The following is a 19,805-nucleotide window of genomic DNA, read 5'->3' as shown; positions in this document are numbered from 1 at the left end:
CTCGCGGTCCTCAGTCTGCGCCGGCGGCCGTGGGATTTCCTCGTTCGAGGACATCCGCGAGGTAGGGGAGATGGCGGTCCCGCCGTCGTGCTTCTTCAATGAGTGGACGCGTGTCGTAGGGGGTACGCTCCAGCACCACGGCGCGTGTGTCGGTATCGACGCGGCACCAGCACGCAAGTCCACCGCGGTCACGTGCCTGACCCACCGAGCCGGGATTGAGGAGCAGAGGGTTCTCTCCGACAAGCATGGGATAGTGAGTGTGTCCCATCAGCACGAGATCGGCCCCAGCTACTCGACAAGCTTCCAGCGTCGCAGCATTCGCATCGGGGTAGACGTACTCGTCGGGATCGCGTGGCGAGCCATGGCACAGCTCCAGCGCAATTCCGCCGAGCCGCACGCTTGCCCGGTCGGGCAGGCTGGTCAGCCAATTGATATCCTGCGGCTCAAGCGTTGCTTCTGCCAGGTCCAGCGCGCTGCCATATCGTTCGCGGTACGCTTGCATGGAGCTGTCATTCTCGAGGGCTTCAGCGAGCATCCGCTCATGGTTGCCTCGGATCGCAAAGAAGGGCCACTCCCTCAATTGTTCGAGCACTTCGCGGGCGGCATAGTAATAGCCGATAATATCACCGAGCACGATCAGATGCTCAACGCCGCTCTTGCGTGCCTCGACGAGAGCCGCGCCCAGAGCCCTGGCATTGCCATGGATATCGGCGAGCACGGCAATCTTCATAGTAAGCCGGCTCGCGTGAGGATATCGCGGGCAACATCGCGAGGATGTCGCAGTTTGCCTTCGGTCTCGAATTTCAGGAACATTTGGCGTACCGGCAAGGCTGGATCATCGGTGCTGCGCAGCAGGCTTTGCATGTCGGTGTCGAGAACGCCCGGATCGATATGCTCGATAGCGACGTCGGGTCGCTCTTCGGTGAGGCAATCAAAGATCATCGCGGCTGCTGCCTTACTGGCGCAGTATGCGGCAAGTCCCGGCAGCGGGCGGCGCGCTGCCCCCGTGCTGATGTTGAGAATGCGCAACCGTGTCCTTTGCGCGTCGGCCGTCGCGAGAAGCTTGCGTGCCAGGATCGCAGGAGCCAGAGCATTGACCGCGAACGCCTTGACAAGCGACGCGGCATCGATGAGGCCGAGCGTGCCGATGGGTTCAACAACACCGGCATTGCTGATCAGGACGATCTCATCGGCGGCTTGTGGCAAGGAGCCGGCGAGATCGATTTGATCCAGGCTCGGCAAGACGGCTAAATCGGCATGCACGAAAACACAGGCGTTCCTGGCTGTGGCCGCCTCGTGGCGGGGATCAAGACGTCGGCCTAACGCGATCGGTCGTGCGTCGGCTTCAACAAGTAGATCGAGCAGCTCAAAGCCGAGCCCGCGTGAGGCACCGGTGATAATGATAGCGCGCTGTTGATCCATGCGGCCCTCCTTTCGCACATTCCTCGCTATTCTGTCGACAAGAGCCGCTCTGAAATACTCAGTCGCGGTGCTCTGCGGTGAGTTGCCGGGTGTGCTGCAAGACGAGGGGAGGCGTCCATCGTATGGAACACCGCTTCATTGACCGCATGCGAACGGTAGCTCGCGGCCATGTGGGTCTCGGCTGTAAGGGGCACCTGCCACTGAGGGACTTGCTATTCGGGTATTATAATACCGCGAAACGATGCGTGCGTGAGTCGGCCCGAACTGAAATTCCACAAAAGCCACGGAGTGATAGCAAGCTGGAAAAGCTTGATCCTTGCCTGCTTCTCTCCGGCAATGATGCTAAAGGGTGATCGAGTTGGGCGATGCTGGCTGCCCGTTCTGAATAGCTTGCTGACGAGGCGAACTAATCCGTGCCTTGGAAATTCCTGCATAACACAATCGCTTCCGCGATCGCCTACCGCATTGCCGGCGTATCAGGCTTTCTTGCCGTCGGCCGCGCGAGGCTGCTGTCTGCCGAGGCGGACTGAACGTGCTGCGGAGATTTCTTCGAAACACGACGATCTCGGCAATCGCCTATGGTCTTGCCGGTGTCCTGGGATTGTTTGCCGTCGGTCTGATCGCGCGCTCCTACGGTTTGGCGGTCCTTGGCCTGATCGTGCTCGTGCGGGCTTTTCTGCCGACTGGATTTCTGGCGCTGATTGACTTGGGGGTCTCCGAACTCACCACGCAATGCGTGGTTCGGGGTAGGATGGGCGACTGGGGGTCCGCTCGTGAGAAAGTATCGCTGCTCACGGTGATCTCCGCTGCGACGGGGATCATTGCCGGAGTAGCGCTATGGCTGTTTGCCATGCCGCTTGCCGTAGTCTTCAAAGTCACGCCGGATCAGACTCAATCCTTCGTTTCCATCCTGCTTGTCACAGCGATGGTGCTTCCGATTGCCTTCGTGGGACTTGTGGCGGAGGGAGCGCTGAAAGGATTTGAGGAGTACGGATGGTTGCGATTGACTGAAGTCGGAAGCAACGTGGCCTATGTCGCTTCGATCTATGTCGTCTTTTGGTACGGCGGCGCCTTCGATTGGCTTGCCTATTCCTATCTGGCCACGATCGTCGCAAAATATTTTGTGCTCGCTGCTGTCACCCTGCTTCTGACGCGTCGAACGCCGTTGCGATTCTGTGCATGGAGTGCAGACACCCGACGCGATATCGTCCATCGTTGTTGGCTGATGTTCAACAGCCGGATCGTGGGCTCATTTCAACAGACGTTGCCTCCGCTTGCTATCGGGATTCTCTTCGGTCCGGCTGAGGTCGGCGCTTTTGATCTGATTACACGCCTGCCCCGGTTTATCAAAACCACGATGGCGCCGCTGTACTCGGCGATCCTGCCGCTCTCGACCCGAATTGACGAGGCCACCGACACGCGGCGGTTGCAGATCCTAGGGCGAAACGGATTTATTCTTCCCGCCGCCGCCATCATTCCGGCGCTGGTTGTTATGGCCTTGTTTTCGGAGGACATCCTCAAAATATGGGTGGGGCCGCGGCACGCAGACCAGTGGCCATGGCTTGCGATGTCGCTATTTGTTCCTGCCGTTTCGTCGATGCTCGGTGTGGGTCAAGCCGCGTTGATGGTGCGGCCGGATTTCGTTGGTGTGAATAATCGATATCTCTATCTTCAGGTGCTCCTCCAATATGTTTTGACGGCAATAGGCCTCGCTTGGTTCCAAGAGCGAGCCTTCGTCTTGGGATGGGCGATATCCCCTGTCGTCTTCGCGCCGCTCATTGCGCGCCACATGCTGGCTTTCATGGAACTGCCCAAATCGCTGTTCTGGGAACAAGTGGGACGCCAGGCGACGGTCGCGGCCATCATCGTGGCGGGCGTGGTATGCTACAAAACATATTCGACGCCCGAGAGCCTTCCAGGTCTTGCTCTCGTCGGAGGGGCCGGGTGCATCGCGGCGTGGGTTCTCAGCTTCACCCTGATCCTGTCGCGTGGTGACCGCGAGATGTTCGGTAGGCTAGCGAAGGAAATGACCCACCGGCGACAGGGGGTTTGAAGTGAGACTTTGCAAGCCGCGGGGCGATTCGGTCCGGCAGGCGGCCATGCCCTATTCTTGCCCGTACGGGGTAACTTTGCTATGCCATCGGCCAGCGGCGGGAACGGGCCGATGCCGCATTGCAGCTGCAAATTCGGATGTGTTCAATATGGGGATGGTGTCCAGAGCACCTTGGCATGTGAACCGCTCGTCCCAGCGTTACGCGGCGAACACGGTTGCGAACGTGTGGCATCTCAATGAAAAGAGCGAGCAGAAGCTGGTGGTGCGCCTTTGATGCACATTGCCACCTGCCGACTCGATAGCGTAGCCATTTCGAAATGAGCCAATCGAGATTCAGACCCGACGTCCGGCCCGCATCGCGAGTCGATTTGGCGGGGGCCTATACGAAGGATATCGCGCACAGTCTTGCGCGGATGGTGCTGAAGCGTCGGCACCGAACCAGCGATGTCGTCGATTCCGAGTATAACTCCGGCACTTGGAGCAAGATTCTCAAAGATCGCAGCTGGCTTCTTGCACCAACGCTGGAGCAATTTCTGGTTGGGGATAATGCGGACGCGCGCCTTGCGAAGGTGGATGGTCGGATCGTTCAGCTTTCGTATCGTGACTACTACCGCTATCGGATCGATGCGTTGTCTGAATTGATTGCACGGCATGCTGCCGCGACGGACTCGCTGTTGGAAATCGGTACCGGTTTCGGGTATAATCTCTTTGCGCTCAGTCTGGATCCACGATGGCGACGGCTTCGTGGATTGGACATTTCCGCCAACGGAATTGAAGCAGGCCGACAGATCGCGAGCCATTTTCGGCTTTCCGATCGGGTGACCTTTGGCGGAATCGATCTGACAGATTCAGCTGATCCCGGTTTCGCCGAACTCGCTGGCGCGACGGTTCTCACCTATTTCTGCCTGGAACAGATTCCGCATTTAGTTGAAAAAGTCATCGAGAACATCCTGCGGGCGGGGCCGGCGCGCGTCGTGAATATCGAGCCTTCCATCCACATGCTCAGCCTCACGAAGCCCCGCGATTTCGCCAGCCGCGTCTACATCGAGTCGATGGATTATCAGACGCGTCTTTTCAAATTCCTTGATGAACTGAATGACAAGGGTGAGATTCGAGTCGTAGCTCGCGAGCGAATGGAGTTCGCGCCGACATTGCATAATGATGGATTCCTGTATGTTTGGGAGCCCGCCAACATTGTCTCCGCGCGGTAAACCTCTCTACTGCGAATGGCGACCCGTCGATCCCGTCGGGTCTTACATCAAGCGCTTGAAATTCCTGATAAAAATGCCTCTTGCATGCGAAGGCCTTCTTTATCTACAACCTGACGATATCGAACGGGAGTAGCAAGATGTCGATATCCAACCTGGCGAAGAAGTTCCTGGAACCGCCCCGGTATCATTCCGGGCCGGTCGTGGCCAATTTATTGGGCTGGCAGCTTGCGCGCGTCCTGACTCATCACGGCGCACATGCCATGCGACGAGAGCCGGCACCTCTGGCGGAAACGAAAGAACTGATCGGCCAGGGAATCGAAGACGGCGTTGTCATCATCCCGAATTTCCTTCCAGCCGATGAATTCGAAAGACTTCGCAATTACTGCGCTACGCTTCGCTCGGGCCCGGCGACGAGGTATGAGGCAAATCGCGGCGGTACCGGTCTTGATTTTACGACCAGCCCGATTTCCCGGGACGATCAGGGCGATGGTGCCTTTGTGGTGGAAAAGATCGCCAACGATTCCAGGCTGCTCAACGTCGTCTCGGCAATGTCGCGCCATCAAATAAAGCGACCTCCGCAAATCGGCTATCAATTGCTGACGATGAGAGACAATGAGGAGTTCGTGCCGGATGCCGAAACAATCCTGCACGCCGATCGCCACTATCCCACTATCAAGGCCTATTACAGCCTGAACGGCTCCACTCTGGAAAACGGGGCCTATGTTTGGGTGCCGGGGAGTCACAAGCTTACAGCAGCGCGTTTACGCTACGAATACGCCGACAGTATTCGTGTTGCGCGCTCTCCCGTGAAGCATAATCTGGAAATTCCAGAAACACACCTGAAGGACATGGGCGTTGTCGAGAACCATATCCTGACTGAGCCGAACACTTTGGTGATCTCCAACAATTTCGGTTTTCATCGCCGCGGTCATTTCGCGCCGGGGGCAGTGCGTGAGCAAATCAGGCTGGTTTTTCACTATCTTGAGGAGCCGTTCTATGCGACCTGGGCGTGGAACGTTCTGCGCGATTTGAACAAGCGAAAAATGCTTCCTGAGAAGGTGCGGAGAGCCGTCCAGTATCGCCTGACATGAGCTGCTAGGTTGGTGAGGGCACAGAAATGAAGCAAGTCGAACCTTCCTTCGAACGTTCGATGCCTGGAGCGCAGGCGGGGGGGCCGCAACGGAGAGCTGTCGTGGGGCGGCCCATTATTCTGATCAGCGCGGTTGGGACGCGGTCGGGGGAGGCGTTTGCACTTGCTAGGTTCGTGCAGGTCGCCCGCACATCGACATGCCAGAATTGTCGCTGACATCCGATCCAGTCATTTTCGCGTCGCTCAGCGTGTTGGCTGCTTGCCTCGTCCTGTCGGCAATGGCTGCCGTTTTGCTGTTGCGGCCAGCGCTGGGGCTACTTTTCTTTTTTGTTTTCTTCGTCTTCGCGTGGCGGCTCTGTTCGGTACTCTACATCGATATCTGGGGCCCTGTTTTCTCGGAACAGCTGGAGAGAACTATCGGTCCCGGCATTTCTGTGCTGCCGATTGCGCTGGCGGAAGGAATAGTCATCGTCGCGCTGCTTTGCTCGTTTCGGCCCGCGCGGTTACAGAAGCTTTTTGCCAAGGTACGTCCGGCATTTGGCGACGGGACGTCTGCTGGGCGGTTCGATCTTCTTGATGTGGCGTTCTGGCTCGTGATCTCCTTCGTCGCCGCGCTGTGGCTGGAATTGCTGGCGGGGGGGCCGATACCTCTGTTCGCCAGTATGGAGCGCTTCGACTATGCACGTCTGTACGGCGGGCCGCTGCATGGCCTGCTGCTATTTTGGGGACCGATGTTGGCATTTCAACTTGGGGTCTTCCTGGTTGCACCAACCTTTCGTGGACGCTCGTTGGATTGGCGGTTCGGCGCTTTGCTTGCGAGTTTGATCCTTTACCTCTTCCTCGTAGGCCACCGTTTTTCGTCTCTCTATACCTACAGTTTGTTCTTCGCGATGCCGATCGCTATCGCAATTTTGAATCGCGGAACTTCGTCGGGGCGTCCGATCGCTTCGAAGGCCGCGCTGCGCGGTATTGCGTTCGCGGCGGCTGTCCTTTGCCTTCTCGTCATAGGTGCCATCGCTTACTCGTACACAGTCGTCCGCAAATTCGAGGGCGCCGAGCTATTCGCGAAACTATCACAGCGCATCCTCATCCAGCAGGGCGAGATGTGGTGGATGACTTATGAACGAGTATTCCTGCAGGACAATTGGAACGGCTTCCATGCGGCATACAAGTTGTTCGTTGACCCCTTCGATCCCGGCCGTAATTCAACGATGCAGTTCCTGATGGAAGCTGCGCTGCCTCAGGGTCGCGCCCATTTCATTCTTGAGCAGGGCTCGACCTATGCCGGTGGCTGGCCGGAGATCCTTTTTGAACTTGGTGGTCCTGTTGGCGGTTATGTGCTGGTTGTTCTATCAGCGGCTATCTTTTCCGAGTTCATGTTCCTCCTGACACGCTGCATCGTGGAGGAGCGCTTCGCGACATGCTTTTTTCTCACGCCCGTTTTATACGCCTTGTGGGTCAATATCGCAGCAGGGATGGTGAACTCGTTCATTCAGCTCACCTTCATTTTGAAAATCATGATAGCTTTGCTGATATATGTCACCGAGGCACGGTGGCGTTGCGACAAGCCCGTGCTGCAACCACTGAGCCCTCGGCCCACGCCCGTAGTTTGAAGGACTCGTAGTCTATGGCAGACCGGGGTGAGATGGTTTCGGCAGAACGGTATCTGGGCGGATTGGCCATGTTGATATACCGAGCGTGCCGGCCCTACCTGGCTTGGATGCTCCTCTCCGCGTTCGTCGTTGGTGTACTGGTTTACCTCCTCGTTCCAAGAGCGGCGCCGATGTATGGAGCAGAGACCCGCATTCAGCTCGGTGCGGTGGACGGGGTGGCACAGATAAGCGCGGATGCAGGGGCTGACAAAATAAACAGCCCAGAATTCCAGAGGCTCGTGGTGGATGCAGTCGGGGCCAAAGACGCACGTTCAACGCGGATCATCACCGACAGCCTATACGCGCGGCCGCTGGGGGGAGACATGATCGCTGTTCGTGCTCGCGCGCCCACCGAGCAATTGGTTCGGCAAGTTCTCGAGACCGTGCCTCGGCTCCTGGAGGAGAGGCAGAAAAATCTGCGCGAGCAGGCGCTTGCCGGCGTCAATGGCCAGCTGGCGGCGATTGATAACCTTCTTGCTGGCTTGTCGAACATCGAGAGGCAGCTTTCGGATCTGGCAAAGGCCTCTGCAGCGGACGCGTCGCCTTCGCTGGGAGCCGCGCCGCTCCTGGAACTTCTGTTCAAGATCCAGCAAGAGCAATCGACCACGAGGTTGAAGAAGATTGATTTAGAGACGCGACTGGGCCCGCAGAAGACTTACCCTACGAGGCTTGGCGAGGAGAACATCAAGGTGGCGCTGGTGGCCGGGCCAGGACGCCCCTTGCGTTCGGCCGCACTCGCGGCGGGAGTCGCGCTCCTCGCATTCATGTTGTTCGCGGTGTCATTCGGTCAAAGGACTGCCGGCTAGAACGGGCTGACCCCAGGCCAAGGTGGTGGTCACATTGCGGAGATCGCGGGTCCTATGATACTCATCGCCTCGATATCAATGAATTCGACTTGAGATCTTCACGTTATGTGTGGTCATTTGGTCTTTAGCCTCGTCAAGAGGGCTCTGTGCTGAGGCAAGCCGTCATTCTGGTCGGCGGACTTGGGACGCGACTGGGGGAGCGGACAAAGCTTCTTCCCAAGCCGCTATTGGAAGTGGGGGGAAAATCCTTTCTGGACTATCTCCTCGACGAGGTGTCACGCTATCCCAGCATCGAGAAGATATTGCTGCTGGCGGGTCACCGCGCCGATCAGGTGGTCGAGCGCTACGACGGCAAGACCTGGCGTCATGCTGCGGTCTCGGTCGTGTCCGAGCCGGCGCAACTCGGCACCGGCGGGGCGCTGAAGCACGCGGGCGCGCAACTGGAGCCGCAGTTCCTTCTGATGAACGGCGACTCCTTCTTCGACTTCAACCTGCTCGACCTTGCAGCGTCTGGCTCGTCGGCGATGGTGCGCATCGCCTTGAAGAAGGATCATCCCGGCGATCGCTATGGCCGCGTTCTACTCGAGCGCAACAGTGTGAAGCGCTTTCTGCCGCCGGGAATGCAATCCATCGGGCCGATCAACACGGGCGTCTATCGCATCGATCGCAGCATCCTTGACCTGATTGACGAGCTACCCTGCTCACTCGAGCAGTCCGTTTTTCCGCGGCTGGTCGAGATGGGGCAGCTGGAAGCCGCCCTCTATGACGGCTTCTTCATCGATATCGGTATTCCCGAGGATCTGGATCGCGCGCAGCGCGAGCTTCCCGCAAAAATGCGGCGCCCTGCGGTGTTCTTCGATCGCGATGGCGTGCTGAACGTCGACAAAGGGTATGTGAGTAAGATCGAGAATTTCGACTGGATCCCCGGCGCGCGCGAAGCCATAAAGCTGTGCAACGACCGCGGCTATCTCACCTTCGTGGTAACCAACCAGTCAGGTGTTGCCCGCGGCTACTACGGCGTCGATGCGGTTCACCGCCTGCACGATTGGATGAGCCACGAGCTGGCGGAGGCCGGCGCTCATATCGACGAGTTCCAGTATTGTCCTTATCATCAAGACGGAACCGTCGAACAGTGGCGCCGTACCAGCGACCGACGCAAACCGGCGCCCGGCATGATCCTGGACTGCCTCGGCGGCTGGCCGGTCCAAATTGAATCGAGCTTTTTGGTCGGCGACAATGCGCACGACGTCCAAGCGGCGGTTGCGGCCGGGATAGCAGGGCATCTGTTCAAGGGCCCAGATCTCGAAGCTTTCGTCCGGCCGCTGCTCGGCGTCGGTTAAGAGGTTGTCGAGGAAACCTCTGCGACGGCGCGGAACATGAACTCCGCTTGCTCCCAGTCTTCCTCCGTGTCGATGTCCTGCACCAGCACGCGCGGTAGCACCACGCCGATCGATCGTGGCGAGAACACGGGCACGTCGTCGAGGAAGGCGCGCGCGGTGCCCCAGTAGAACTGACCCGCATCGTGAAAGGCCGGCTCGAGGTCCTGCGATCGCGTCATGCGGTGTTCCGGATAGAGCGAGTCGACCCGGCCGTCAGAGGTCAGACGCACAGCGCGTTGAATCGGAAACGCATAATGAGCGATGGAGAAAGCGAACGCGGCGTCGGAGTCGATCAGGCGTTCATAGCCCTCGCGGATGAACCGGTCCTGGATCAGTGGTGCGGTCGCATAGATGCAGCAGGCATGCGTAACATCGGTTCCTCGCTCCGCGAACCAGCCGATCGCATGCCTGATCACGGAATTGGTTCCCGTGAAATCGTCGGCGAGTTCGCTCGGCCTGACGAACGGCGTCGTGGCGCCCAAACCGCGCGCGACCGCGGCAATTTCCTCGTCGTCGGTCGAGACGACGATCTCGTCGAACAGCGCACTCTTTTTCGCCGCGGCAATCGAATAGCCGATGATGGGCTTGCCGCAGAACGGCCGGATGTTCTTGCGCGGGATGCGCTTGCTTCCGCCGCGCGCCGGGATGATCGCGATCTTCACGCGAGGATCTTCGTGAGTGCCGCGACGACGGCGTCTTGCTCGGCATCCGTCATCTTCGAGAACAACGGCAGCGTGATGGCGTCCTGGTAGTAGCTCTCTGCCTCCGGGAACATGCCGACACTGAATCCAAGGCGCTGATAGTAGGGCTGGGTGTGTACCGGAATGTAGTGCACGTTGACCCCGATGCCTGCGGCGCGCAACGCCTCGAAGACCTGGCGCCGACTGTGCTTGATTTCGTTCCGCCGCAGCCGGATCACGTAGAGGTGCCAGGCCGAATTCGTGTCCGGATGTTGCCATGGGCAGATCACCGGCAGTTTCGCAAGAAGCGCGTCGTAACGCGCCGCGAGCTCGCGCCGGCGCGCGACAAAGGCATCGAGCCGGTCGATCTGGCTGGCGCCGAGCGCGGCTTGGATGTCGGTCATGCGGTAGTTAAAGCCGAGCTCGACCTGCTCATACATCCAGGGACCATAGCGGTCCTCGTTCGAACGCCGCGCGTCGATCGGATCGCGCTGCACCGGGCGGACGATGCCGTGAGTGCGCAGGTAGCCAAGGCGCTCCGCCAGTCCCCGATCGCTGGCGAGTATCATGCCCCCTTCGCCGGTCGTGATGATCTTTACCGGGTGAAAGCTAAAGATCGCCATGTCGCTTAGCTGGGCGGCACCGATCTTTCGTCCCAGATATTCGCCGCCCACCGCGTGCGAAGCGTCTTCAATGATGCGAAAGCCGTAGCGGTTCGCGAGGGAACGGATCTCTGTCATCTCGCAGGACTGGCCGGCAAAATGCACGGGAATGACGATCTTTGGCAACCGTCCCTGGGTGCTTGCCTGCGCGAGCTTCTCCGTGAGCGCCGTGACGCTCATGTTGTAGGTCCGGGGATCTATGTCGACGAAGTCGACGCTGGCTCCGCAATAGAGCGCGCAATTGGCCGAGGCGACGAACGTGTTCGGTACGGTCCACAAGATGTCGCCGGGACCGAGATCAAGCGCAAGGCAGGCAATATGAAGCGCTGCAGTCGCATTCGAGACCGCGACGGCATGTTCTGCGCCGCAGTAACCGGCCATTGCCTGCTCGAAACGTGGCCCAGCCTGCCCTTGGGTGAGCCAGTCCGACTTCAGCACCTGAGTGACAGCATCGATATCCTGTTCAGAGATATCCTGGCGCCCATAGGGGATCATTGCACGGCAATCTCGTTGAATTCCCTGATCTCGGCAACGTCGAGGAAGTGATCGTTCTTGCCGGAGTTATATTCGAATCCGTCAGACACCGCCTCGCCGCGCTCACCGATCGCGTTGGCGAGATAGTCGACATCCCGGCGGAAAAACTTGATCGTCGGTTTGATCACGAAGTGATCGTGGAATTTCAACGTCAGGTGCGAGTCGTCGGTCGGGCACATGACTTCATGGAGCTTCTCGCCCGGGCGGATGCCGATCACCCGGGTTGGAAGTGCGGGGGCCATGGCCTTCGCCAGGTCGGAGATGCGAACCGAAGGGATCATCGGAACGAAGATCTCGCCGCCCGACATGCGCTCAAAGCTCTTGGTGACGAAGTCGACACCTTGCTGCAGCGATATCCAAAAGCGCGTCATGCGCGGATCGGTGATCGGCAGATGATCGGCACCGGCCGCGATCAGCTTGTTGTAGAGCGGTACGATCGATCCACGGGATCCGACGACGTTGCCGTAGCGGACGACGCTGAACATTGTACGGTGACCGCCGGCCATGTTGTTGGCAGCGATGAACAGCTTGTCCGATGCGAGCTTGGTCGCGCCGTAGAGATTGATCGGCTGCGCGGCCTTGTCCGTCGATAGCGCGATCACCTTCTCGACGTCCGACTCCAAGGCCGCCTGGATCACGTTCTCCGCGCCATGAATGTTGGTCTTGATGCACTCCATGGGGTTGTATTCGGCAGCGGGAACCTGCTTCAACGCCGCGGCATGGACAACGAAGTCGATCCCCTTCATTGCGGTGCGAAGACGCTCGCCGTCCCGTACGTCGCCGATGAAATAGCGCATCTCAGGCTGATCGAATTCCTGCTGCATCTCATATTGCTTCAGCTCGTCGCGCGAATAAACGACGACGCGACGCGGCTTGAACTCCTTGAACAGGCAGCCGACGAACTTCTTCCCGAACGATCCTGTACCTCCGGTGATCAGAATAGCTTTATCATTGAACATGTTAGCTCTTGCGCCAGACCGGTTTTTCAGAAAATGGGGGAATGGCGGTGGTTACCACACACTCCTGCCGCCGTCTATGACCAGGTTCTGACCGGTCATGTAGCTCGATGCGTCCGAGCAGAGGAACTGCACGGCGGAGCGGTATTCGTCGACCTCGGCCATGCGCCCCATGGGGATCAGGCGCGTCAGCCGATCGACGAAAGCGGGGTCCTGGTTGTTGAAAACACCGCCCGGCGAGATCGCGTTGACGCGCACGCCGTGGTCGGCCCAGTAGGTCGCCAGATATTTCGTCAGCCCGATCAAGCCGTGCTTGATCACCGAGTAGGTCACGGGTTTCACCGGCTGTTCTTCTTCGCGCGTCACTTGTGGCTGCCGATAGAGCCGCTGATCCGGCGCGATCACGCCGAGATCGGAGGCGATGTTGAGGATCACGCCGCGCCCGTGTTTGGCCATCTCGCCGCCGAACACCTGCGCGCACAGCATCGCGCCGGTCAGGCCGACGGCGATCTCGGTCTGCCATTGCGGCACCGGGAACGCCTCGAAGCGCGAGGAGTGCATGACGCCCGGACTCGACGTCACCTTCGGGTCGATGGCGGCGTTGTTGACGAGGATGTCGACGGTGATGCCGCGGCCTGCGAGCTGCTCGTTCGCCGCACGCACCGAGTCGAGCGAGGTGACGTCGATCGCAAGCGCGATCAGATCGGCTGAAGCGGCGATCTGCGTCAGCGCGGCGACGGCGGCTTCGGCCTGCGCCAAGCCGACATCGGTGACGACCACGCGCGCGCCGGCTTCGCTGAGCGCCGCAACATGCTGCTTGCCTAATAGGCCGCCGGCGCCGGTCACGAGTGCGGTCCGTCCGGTCAGGTCGTAGCGGGAGGAGGGGTTTGCCATCGGAGGCTCCTGTTCAGCTTCTGAGCTGGCCGCCGTCGGCCACCATCACGCTGCCGGTGATAAAGGCGCTACGGGGCGAAGCAAGGAAGGCGACGACATCGGCGATCTCCTCGGGAGTGCCGAGCCGGCGTAGCGCCACCTCGCGCTGGAGCATGTCGTCGACCGCCTGCTTGTTTTCGGCGATCTTGCGCGCCCAGGTACCGTCCGGGCTCATGATGTTTCCGGGCGCGACAGCATTGATACGAATGCCTTCCAGCGCCAGCGGCCGCGCCAGCCCGCGCACGGTCGCATTCAGCGCCGCTTTGGCGGCGTAGTAGGTGACCGGCGCGCCGAGTGCAGCCATGCCTGCGATCGAGGAGATGCAGACGATGGCGCGGTCGCCGCTGCCACGCGCCATCAGCGGCCGGGCCGCCTCGATCATGTTGGTGGTGGCGAAGAGATTGAGGTCCATCACCCGCGACCACTCCGTCGCGGTTTCCTGGCCCGGGGGCACGGACGCGCCGCTACCGACATTGCAGACGAGGATGTCGAGCCGGCCCCACTGCTTTTCGACGTCCTGAACAAGGCCCGTGGCGGCGGCGGGATCGGTGACGTCGGCAACGTGAATAGAGTTCCGCCCGCCGACGGCCGCGCGCGCGGCGTTCAGTACATCGGCGCCGCGTGCCGCAAGCGCGACCTTGGCGCCTTCTGCAGCGAGCGTTGTCGCGATTGCAAGCCCGATCCCGCGGCTGGCGCCGGTGACGAGAGCGACGCGATCGTCGAGCTCGAGCTTCATCGCGCCGCGTCCTCGATCCAGCGAACCGTCATGTCGCGGTATTTTGCCAGCGCGCCGGCGTGGTCGCCGTCGGCGGCACGCGCGGTTTGCAGGATGTATTGGCCCTTGTAGCCGGATCGCTCGATCAGCCGGATCGTCTTGGCAAGGTCTGCGTTGCCGGTGCCGAGCGGCACGGTCGTGCCGCCGCGAACGCGGTCTTTCACGTGCACATTGAGGATGCGCGGCGCGTAGGCGCCGATTTCCTCGTCGCTGTCATAACCGAGCGAGGCGCTGTTTCCGCTATCGTAGTTGATGCCGAAGACGTCGGCTGGATATGCCTCCATGAACCGGGCGAGTTCGCGCGGCGGCAGATCGGATTCGAAGACGATCTTGACGTTCCGTCTTGCAAGCTGCTCGGAGCGAGCGAGCAGCACGCGCTTCAACGTATCGCTGTCGCTCTCGCGCTCGATCTTGCCGTTGTCAACCAGCGGGATCACGACGAATTCGATGCCGATGCGGCTGCAGGAAGCGATCAGCAGATCTAGGTCGGCGACCAGCGCGTCGCGCACGACGGCATCGACCTTCCAGAACGGCGCCTGCATGAAGCAGTCGCCGGTCAGGCTCGGTATCCGCACGCCGTTCTCGCGTGACAGCGCCAGAATGTCCTGTTGGCCCGGCTCGGTCGTCAGCGGGTTCTCGCGCAGCCGTTCCTGATCGATGGTCCATTCCATCCGCGTCAGGCCGAGCGCCTTCGCACGCGAGAATTCCTCGCGCCACTCGTCCCAGGGGAATGCCTGGATCTTGCCGTCGACGAGAGCCGAAAGCCTGCCTTGCATGAAGCCGATGCGTTCGAGCGTTGCGGTCACGGTTGCTTGTCCGAGTTGATGGCGAGGCCCTTTGTGGTCCAACCGCCGTCGATGAAGAGTTCCTGTCCGGTCACATAGGCGGAGGCTTCCGACGCCAGGAAGACGGCGGCTCCCACCATGTCGGCGGGCTGTCCCCAACGGCCGAGCATCGTGTGGCGGCGCCTCGCCTCGTGCATGTCGGGATCGGCAAAACTCTTCGCGGTCATCTCGGTCGCGACATAGCCGGGTGCCAGCGCGTTGACGCGGATGCCGTCGGGCGCATAGTCGGCAGCGAGCGCACGGGTTAACCCGGCAAGACCGGCCTTCGCCGCCACGTAGCCGGGATTGCCGGGAAAGCCCCGGACCGAATTGATGCTGGTGACGTTGATGATCGCGGCAGAGCCCGCGTTCTTCAGAAGCGGATGGGCGGCAAGGATGGTAGCGTAGACGCCGGTGAGGTCGGTTGCGACCGTGGCACGGAAGCGCGTGAGCTCGCTCCCGGCGCTCTGGGCCGGCAGGCTGATACCGGCGGCGTTGACCAGCGCGTCGATGCGTCCGCCTTGTGCGGCCACTGTGCGGAATGCGCCCTCGATCGCCTCGTCATCGGAGAGATCGCAGGCAATCGCGCTCACGCCCTGTGGTGCGGTCCCGGAACGGCTGAGGCCGAACACTGTAGCGCCCGCATCCTGCAGGCCCGTCGCGATCGCAGCGCCAATGCCGCGGGAGGCGCCGGTGACGACCGCGATCTTGCCGGCGAGAGAGAAGGCGCTGAGGTCAGGCATATCCGTAACTACGCATGATGGCGGCGCAAAGCTTGACGTCCTCGGGACGATCGATCTGGAACATCTTGTGACGATCCATCACGTGAAAACCGATCTTGCCGCCGAGACGATTGTTCTGCTCGCGCAGGAGTGATGGGATCAGGACGTAGAACGAGCCGTTCTCCAGGTAGCGTTTCTCGATCTGCTGCCGCATGCGCCGATTGTGATAGTCGTAGTTGATCGGCTCCGGCCCGCTCGCGCCGATACGCCAGTTGAAGTAATCCTCGACCTCGCAAACCGAGAGCAGGCTGTCGAGATGGTCGCGATCGAAGGTCGCAAGCGCGTCCTCGATGTCGCTGGACTCGCGGATCGGCGACGTCGCCTGGAGCGCAACGATCCGCTCGAACCGTCCCATCCGCTCGTCGATCGCGTTGAGCGCGTGCAGCCAGGCGGATTCGGAGGAGGCGAGGTCACCCGAGATGTCTTCGGGGCGCCGCACGCCGACGGCGCCGGCAGCTTCGGCCGCGGCAAGGATGTTGTCGCTGTCGGAAGAGACTGCCACGACGTCGACGCCGCGCGCCGCGCGTGCCTGCTCGACCGTCCACGCGATCAACGGCTTGCCGCAGAGATCGAGCAGGTTTTTGTGCGGAATGCCCTTGGAGCCGCCGCGCGCAGCGATCACGGCCAGTGTCTTGCGCGCCATCAGATGTGCCCCTCTAGACGCTCGAGCGCGATCCAGAAGCCTTCACCCATGTTCTTGTGGCCCTGCCAGATTTCGGGAATGAAGGACGCTGTCGGCGCATGCTTGCGCAGCACCCGTCCGATCTCGTCGAAATCGATCTCGCCTTCGCCGACCTGGAGCCCTTCGCCGTCGAGCCCCTTGGCATCCCCGAAATGCAGATGCGCAGTGTGCGGCCCGAGCTGCGCCAAGCCTTGTGCGAAGTCGAAGCCGAAATGGTTGGCGGCGAGCTTGGTGTGGGAGATGTCAACGCACATCCGCAGATCATGTTTGGCGCAAAACGCGGCGGATTCCTCTGGGAAGATAAAGATGTTCTGGTGGCGCTGGCCGCCGAAATGCCAGGGGAACGGTGCCATGGTCTGCGGCGTCAGCTCGACGCCGTCCATGTCGAGCTCCTTCAGGCTTTGGGCGAAGATGCGGTAGCGCTCGGCCTTCTGCTCCGGCGGCAATGGCTCGTCCATGGTGAAACCGCCGATATTGGCGACGATGGGCGGGCGCTTCGTCTTGGGAAAGAATTTCTTCAGGCCGCGAGTGATGTCGATCACGGCCTGGGTCTGCTCAAGCGAATACCGCCGCAGCGCCTCGTCGGGGGTTGCGAGGTCCATCAGCTTGGAGCCGGCAAACAGCTCCGGCGCATGCACGACGAAGCCGAGATCATAGGTGCCGGAGAGATACGTTGCTGGATCGCGCTCCATGTCGCTGTAGCTGAGATGGAACTCGATGATATCTGGCTCGCAGATCTCCAGGAAGCGCTCGGTGTCGTGATAGCGCACCGGCACGCCCCAGGGGCGGTCGAAGCGGTAGCGCCGCGCTTTTGCGATGCCTTCATCGAGGTCGCTCTGGAAGAAATAGTCATCGGCCGCCATCGTCCGTGTCAGCTTGCGGCCGAGCAGGGCCGGCATCTTCAGCGGCGACAGCCCTTGCCCCGGGCTCTTCACGGCGATGTCGCTGTCGGAGATCACGGTGCCGGCCGGAAGGTTGCGGGCGGCCACCAGGCTCTTGGCAAGGTTTTCACGGTTGATCAGCTCACCCTGGCTCAGCGCGCGCTCTGCCAGTTTCTCGCCGCGCGCCGCCTCCACCTCGCGGATGCCCGAGACCAACGTCTTGAATTCCTCCGGCTCGAGGCTCGCGGCGTGGTCCGGACCTTCCATCCCGCGGTCGAGCGTAATGTGGCGTTCGATAACGACGGCGCCAAGCGCCACCGCGGCCGTCGAAACTGCGACGCCGCGCTCGTGCCCCGAATAGCCGACGACCGGATGGATCTCGCGCAACGTCTCCATGAAACGCAGATGGATGTTGTGGAGCGCGGCCGGATAGGTGCTCTGGCAGTGCAGCAGCACGTAGCTCGCATCGCGGTCGTCGAGGAATTTCGCCGCGGTCTTGATTTCGTCCGTCGTGCTCATGCCGGTCGAGACGATCAGCGTCTTGCCGGTGGCGGCAAGGCACGCGAGCAGCGGCAGATTGGTGAGATCGGCGGAAGCGACCTTGTAGGCCTGCACGCCGAAGCCTTCGAGCACGGCGACGCTCTTTGCGTCCCAGGGCGTGCAGAGATACTGGATACCTTTTGCCGCGCAGTACTCGGCGATCTTCTTCTGCTGCGCGGTCGGGAGTTCGAAGCGGCGCAGCAGATCGAGCGTATATTCGACGGCGAGGTCGTCGTCCTTTCCGGACAGGCTCGAAGCGCGATAGACCTCGTCGAGCTTGCGCATCTGGAATTTGGCGCAATCGGCACCGGCCGCGACCGCGGCATCGACCAGCGCAATGGCGCGATCGAAGTCGCCATTGTGGTTGTTTCCGATCTCGGCGATGACATAGCAGGGTTCGCCATCGCCCAGAAGACGGTTGCCGATGCGGACGGGGGCAGGCTGGTTGGGCGGTGTCATCAACATTCTCGTCTCATATCGTCAGGCGAATCGCGCGGGAAAGCGCGATTTCCACGTCCGCAGCCCGTTTTCTTCGAACATGATGCGCGAACAGCTGTGCCCCTGCTGTTCCAGTGCGGCAATGAGCTGGTAGCGCTCGAACGGACGCACGAAGAACATGAAGTAACCGCCGCCGCCGGCGCCCAGTAGCTTGCCGCCGACCGCGCCGTGCTGTTTGGCGAAATCATAGATCGCGTCGATCGCGTCCGACGAGATCTTCGAGCTCAGTTTCCGCTTGGCGTGCCAGGCGTCGTCGATCAGCCGACCGCATTCCAGCAGCTGGCCGCGCAGCAGATGCCGCCGGATGTCGCGCGTCACTTCCTTCTGCTTGGCGGCCGCAGCGACGGCGTCGCTGGTCTCGTGCTGCGCCTTCTGGTCGCGGTGGATGGCGCCGGAATCGCGGCCCGAGCCGGTGTAGCAGAGCACGAGGCTCTCCTCGAGTTCGGCGATGATGTTGGGATCGAGACGAAGCGGCACGATGGTGTTCTGGTCGGAGAAGAACTCCATGTGATTGAAGCCGCCGAACACGGTGGCGTACTGATCCTGCCAGCCGCCGGGAATGTTGAGCATCAGCCGCTCGGCCTGGAACGCCATCTCGGCGACCTCGTGACGGTCCCACTGGTCGCCGCGAAATTCGTTGAAGCAGCCGATGATGGCGGACGAGACCACCGCCGAGCCGCCGAGGCCGGAGCCGACCGGAAAGTCGGCGGACACTTCGAGTTCGAAGCCGTAAGTCGGCTTGATCAGGCGGACGACCGACTTGATCAGTGCGAGCTCACCGCCCGAGCCGAGTTCCGCGAGATCGTCGACCTCGATCGTACAGCGGAAATCATGCGAATAGATCCGGATGCTAGGATCGCTCCGTCGTCGCAGCGTCGCATGAGCGTACATCTTGATCGTGGCGTTGATGACGGCGCCGCCGTCATTTGCCACGAAATAATGCGTCAGGTCGGTGCCGCCGCCGGAGAAGCTGATCCGCACCGGCGAGCGCGCGCGCGCGAACACTTCGCTCTCTTCCGACAGGTTGAACAGCTCGCGGCTGAACACGTCGACCAGCCTTCCCTCGCCATCGAGGATCGGCACCACGTGCACGCGCTGGTCGAGCAGCTTGAGAATCTGTTCGCGCGGCCCGCCGGCATGCGCCCAGGCGAAGTTGCGATTGACGCAGGTTGCTACCCGGTCGTGGATCGTGACGCCGGTCAGCATGCGCCTGCGGATGTCGCCGTCGGTCACCGCGCCCACGATCCGCCCGCCGGCATCCTGAGCAAACAGGATGCCGAGCATGTTGGCGTTGAGGCGCCGAAACGCTTCTTGAATCGTCTCGGTCTCGGCGATGATCACGAGGCTCGTGTCTATCAAGGTCGCGGATCCAAAAAGGTTAGGTAATTCCGGTCCTTATCCCGGCCGAGCCGTTAGAAAAGGTCTGAACCACGGCCTTGATACGC

Annotated in this window: 18 protein-coding genes; 6 read left to right on the top strand and 12 right to left on the bottom strand. The window is 61.0% G+C overall.

The genetic code is table 11. The features are described 5' to 3' along the window. Positions 1-10: 10 nt before the first annotated feature. Together AC0L2J_RS14825 and AC0L2J_RS14820 are read right to left on the bottom strand one after the other, a co-directional pair. A complete protein-coding gene (locus tag AC0L2J_RS14825) occupies positions 11-730 on the bottom strand; it encodes a metallophosphoesterase family protein (RefSeq protein ID WP_473391154.1) in 720 nt (239 codons plus the stop codon). After that, a complete protein-coding gene (locus tag AC0L2J_RS14820) occupies positions 727-1,422 on the bottom strand; it encodes an SDR family NAD(P)-dependent oxidoreductase (protein ID WP_473391150.1) in 696 nt (231 codons plus the stop codon). The genes AC0L2J_RS14825 and AC0L2J_RS14820 overlap by 4 nt, the downstream gene beginning before the upstream one ends. Positions 1,423-1,954: 532 nt before the next feature. On the opposite strand from AC0L2J_RS14820, the gene AC0L2J_RS14815 reads away from it, so the two are divergent. The 6 genes from AC0L2J_RS14815 to AC0L2J_RS14790 all read left to right on the top strand — a co-directional run bounded on the left by AC0L2J_RS14815 (position 1,955) and on the right by AC0L2J_RS14790 (position 9,574). Beyond that, positions 1,955-3,475, top strand: a complete 1,521-nt coding sequence (locus tag AC0L2J_RS14815; RefSeq protein WP_473391146.1) for a lipopolysaccharide biosynthesis protein — start codon at positions 1,955-1,957, stop codon at positions 3,473-3,475. A 368-nt stretch (positions 3,476-3,843) separates the two neighbouring features. After that, complete coding sequence (locus AC0L2J_RS14810) at positions 3,844-4,686, top strand: methyltransferase domain-containing protein (RefSeq protein ID WP_473391143.1); 843 nt, start codon at positions 3,844-3,846, stop codon at positions 4,684-4,686. Between the two features lie 137 nt (positions 4,687-4,823). Continuing rightward, on the top strand, positions 4,824-5,777 hold the full coding sequence (locus AC0L2J_RS14805; RefSeq protein ID WP_473391139.1) for a phytanoyl-CoA dioxygenase family protein: 954 nt from the start codon (positions 4,824-4,826) through the stop codon (positions 5,775-5,777). A 196-nt stretch (positions 5,778-5,973) separates the two neighbouring features. Continuing rightward, positions 5,974-7,389: a DUF6418 domain-containing protein gene (locus tag AC0L2J_RS14800; RefSeq protein WP_473391135.1), complete on the top strand. Its 1,416-nt coding sequence runs from the start codon at positions 5,974-5,976 to the stop codon at positions 7,387-7,389. A 170-nt stretch (positions 7,390-7,559) separates the two neighbouring features. Continuing rightward, positions 7,560-8,234: a hypothetical protein gene (locus AC0L2J_RS14795; RefSeq protein WP_473391131.1), complete on the top strand. Its 675-nt coding sequence runs from the start codon at positions 7,560-7,562 to the stop codon at positions 8,232-8,234. A 146-nt stretch (positions 8,235-8,380) separates the two neighbouring features. After that, positions 8,381-9,574, top strand: coding sequence for an HAD-IIIA family hydrolase (locus AC0L2J_RS14790; RefSeq protein WP_473391126.1), 1,194 nt, complete (start codon positions 8,381-8,383; stop codon positions 9,572-9,574). Here the strand turns inward: AC0L2J_RS14790 and pseF are convergent. Genes pseF through AC0L2J_RS14740 form a run of 10 tightly spaced genes read right to left on the bottom strand, consistent with a single transcriptional unit; the run spans position 9,571 to position 19,719 of the window. Beyond that, positions 9,571-10,275, bottom strand: coding sequence for a pseudaminic acid cytidylyltransferase (gene pseF / locus AC0L2J_RS14785; protein ID WP_473391123.1), 705 nt, complete (start codon positions 10,273-10,275; stop codon positions 9,571-9,573). The two genes, AC0L2J_RS14790 and pseF, sit on opposite strands and share 4 nt — an antisense overlap. Further along, the gene (gene pseC, locus AC0L2J_RS14780; protein ID WP_473391118.1) at positions 10,272-11,450 is read right to left on the bottom strand and encodes a UDP-4-amino-4,6-dideoxy-N-acetyl-beta-L-altrosamine transaminase; all 1,179 of its coding nucleotides are present in this window, start codon (positions 11,448-11,450) and stop codon (positions 10,272-10,274) included. Before pseC ends, pseF begins: the two co-directional genes overlap by 4 nt. Next, complete coding sequence (pseB, locus tag AC0L2J_RS14775) at positions 11,447-12,448, bottom strand: UDP-N-acetylglucosamine 4,6-dehydratase (inverting) (protein WP_473391115.1); 1,002 nt, start codon at positions 12,446-12,448, stop codon at positions 11,447-11,449. The genes pseC and pseB overlap by 4 nt, the downstream gene beginning before the upstream one ends. A gap of 51 nt (positions 12,449-12,499) precedes the next feature. Continuing rightward, entirely contained in the window at positions 12,500-13,339 is an 840-nt protein-coding gene (locus AC0L2J_RS14770) for an SDR family oxidoreductase (protein ID WP_473391111.1), read from the bottom strand. 13 nt (positions 13,340-13,352) lie between these two features. After that, complete coding sequence (locus AC0L2J_RS14765) at positions 13,353-14,114, bottom strand: SDR family NAD(P)-dependent oxidoreductase (protein WP_473391108.1); 762 nt, start codon at positions 14,112-14,114, stop codon at positions 13,353-13,355. Next, positions 14,111-14,959 carry a sugar phosphate isomerase/epimerase family protein gene (locus AC0L2J_RS14760; protein ID WP_473391104.1) on the bottom strand — a complete coding sequence of 283 codons (849 nt, stop codon included), beginning with the start codon at positions 14,957-14,959 and terminating at the stop codon, positions 14,111-14,113. Before AC0L2J_RS14760 ends, AC0L2J_RS14765 begins: the two co-directional genes overlap by 4 nt. Continuing rightward, entirely contained in the window at positions 14,956-15,720 is a 765-nt protein-coding gene (locus AC0L2J_RS14755; protein WP_473391100.1) for an SDR family oxidoreductase, read from the bottom strand. The genes AC0L2J_RS14760 and AC0L2J_RS14755 overlap by 4 nt, the downstream gene beginning before the upstream one ends. Further along, positions 15,713-16,402 (bottom strand): acylneuraminate cytidylyltransferase family protein, encoded by a 690-nt coding sequence (locus AC0L2J_RS14750; RefSeq protein ID WP_473391096.1) that lies wholly within the window; start codon positions 16,400-16,402, stop codon positions 15,713-15,715. Before AC0L2J_RS14750 ends, AC0L2J_RS14755 begins: the two co-directional genes overlap by 8 nt. Next, complete coding sequence (locus AC0L2J_RS14745) at positions 16,402-18,321, bottom strand: N-acetylneuraminate synthase family protein (protein WP_473391092.1); 1,920 nt, start codon at positions 18,319-18,321, stop codon at positions 16,402-16,404. Before AC0L2J_RS14745 ends, AC0L2J_RS14750 begins: the two co-directional genes overlap by 1 nt. A 21-nt stretch (positions 18,322-18,342) precedes the next feature. Beyond that, complete coding sequence (locus tag AC0L2J_RS14740; protein WP_473391088.1) at positions 18,343-19,719, bottom strand: GHMP family kinase ATP-binding protein; 1,377 nt, start codon at positions 19,717-19,719, stop codon at positions 18,343-18,345. Between the last annotated feature and the right edge of the window lie 86 nt (positions 19,720-19,805).

It is taken from the genome of Bradyrhizobium sp. MV1.5 (assembly GCF_055807615.1).
The sequence above is the reverse complement of the archived record's forward strand: the minus strand, read 5'-3'. Positions and strand labels throughout refer to the sequence as shown.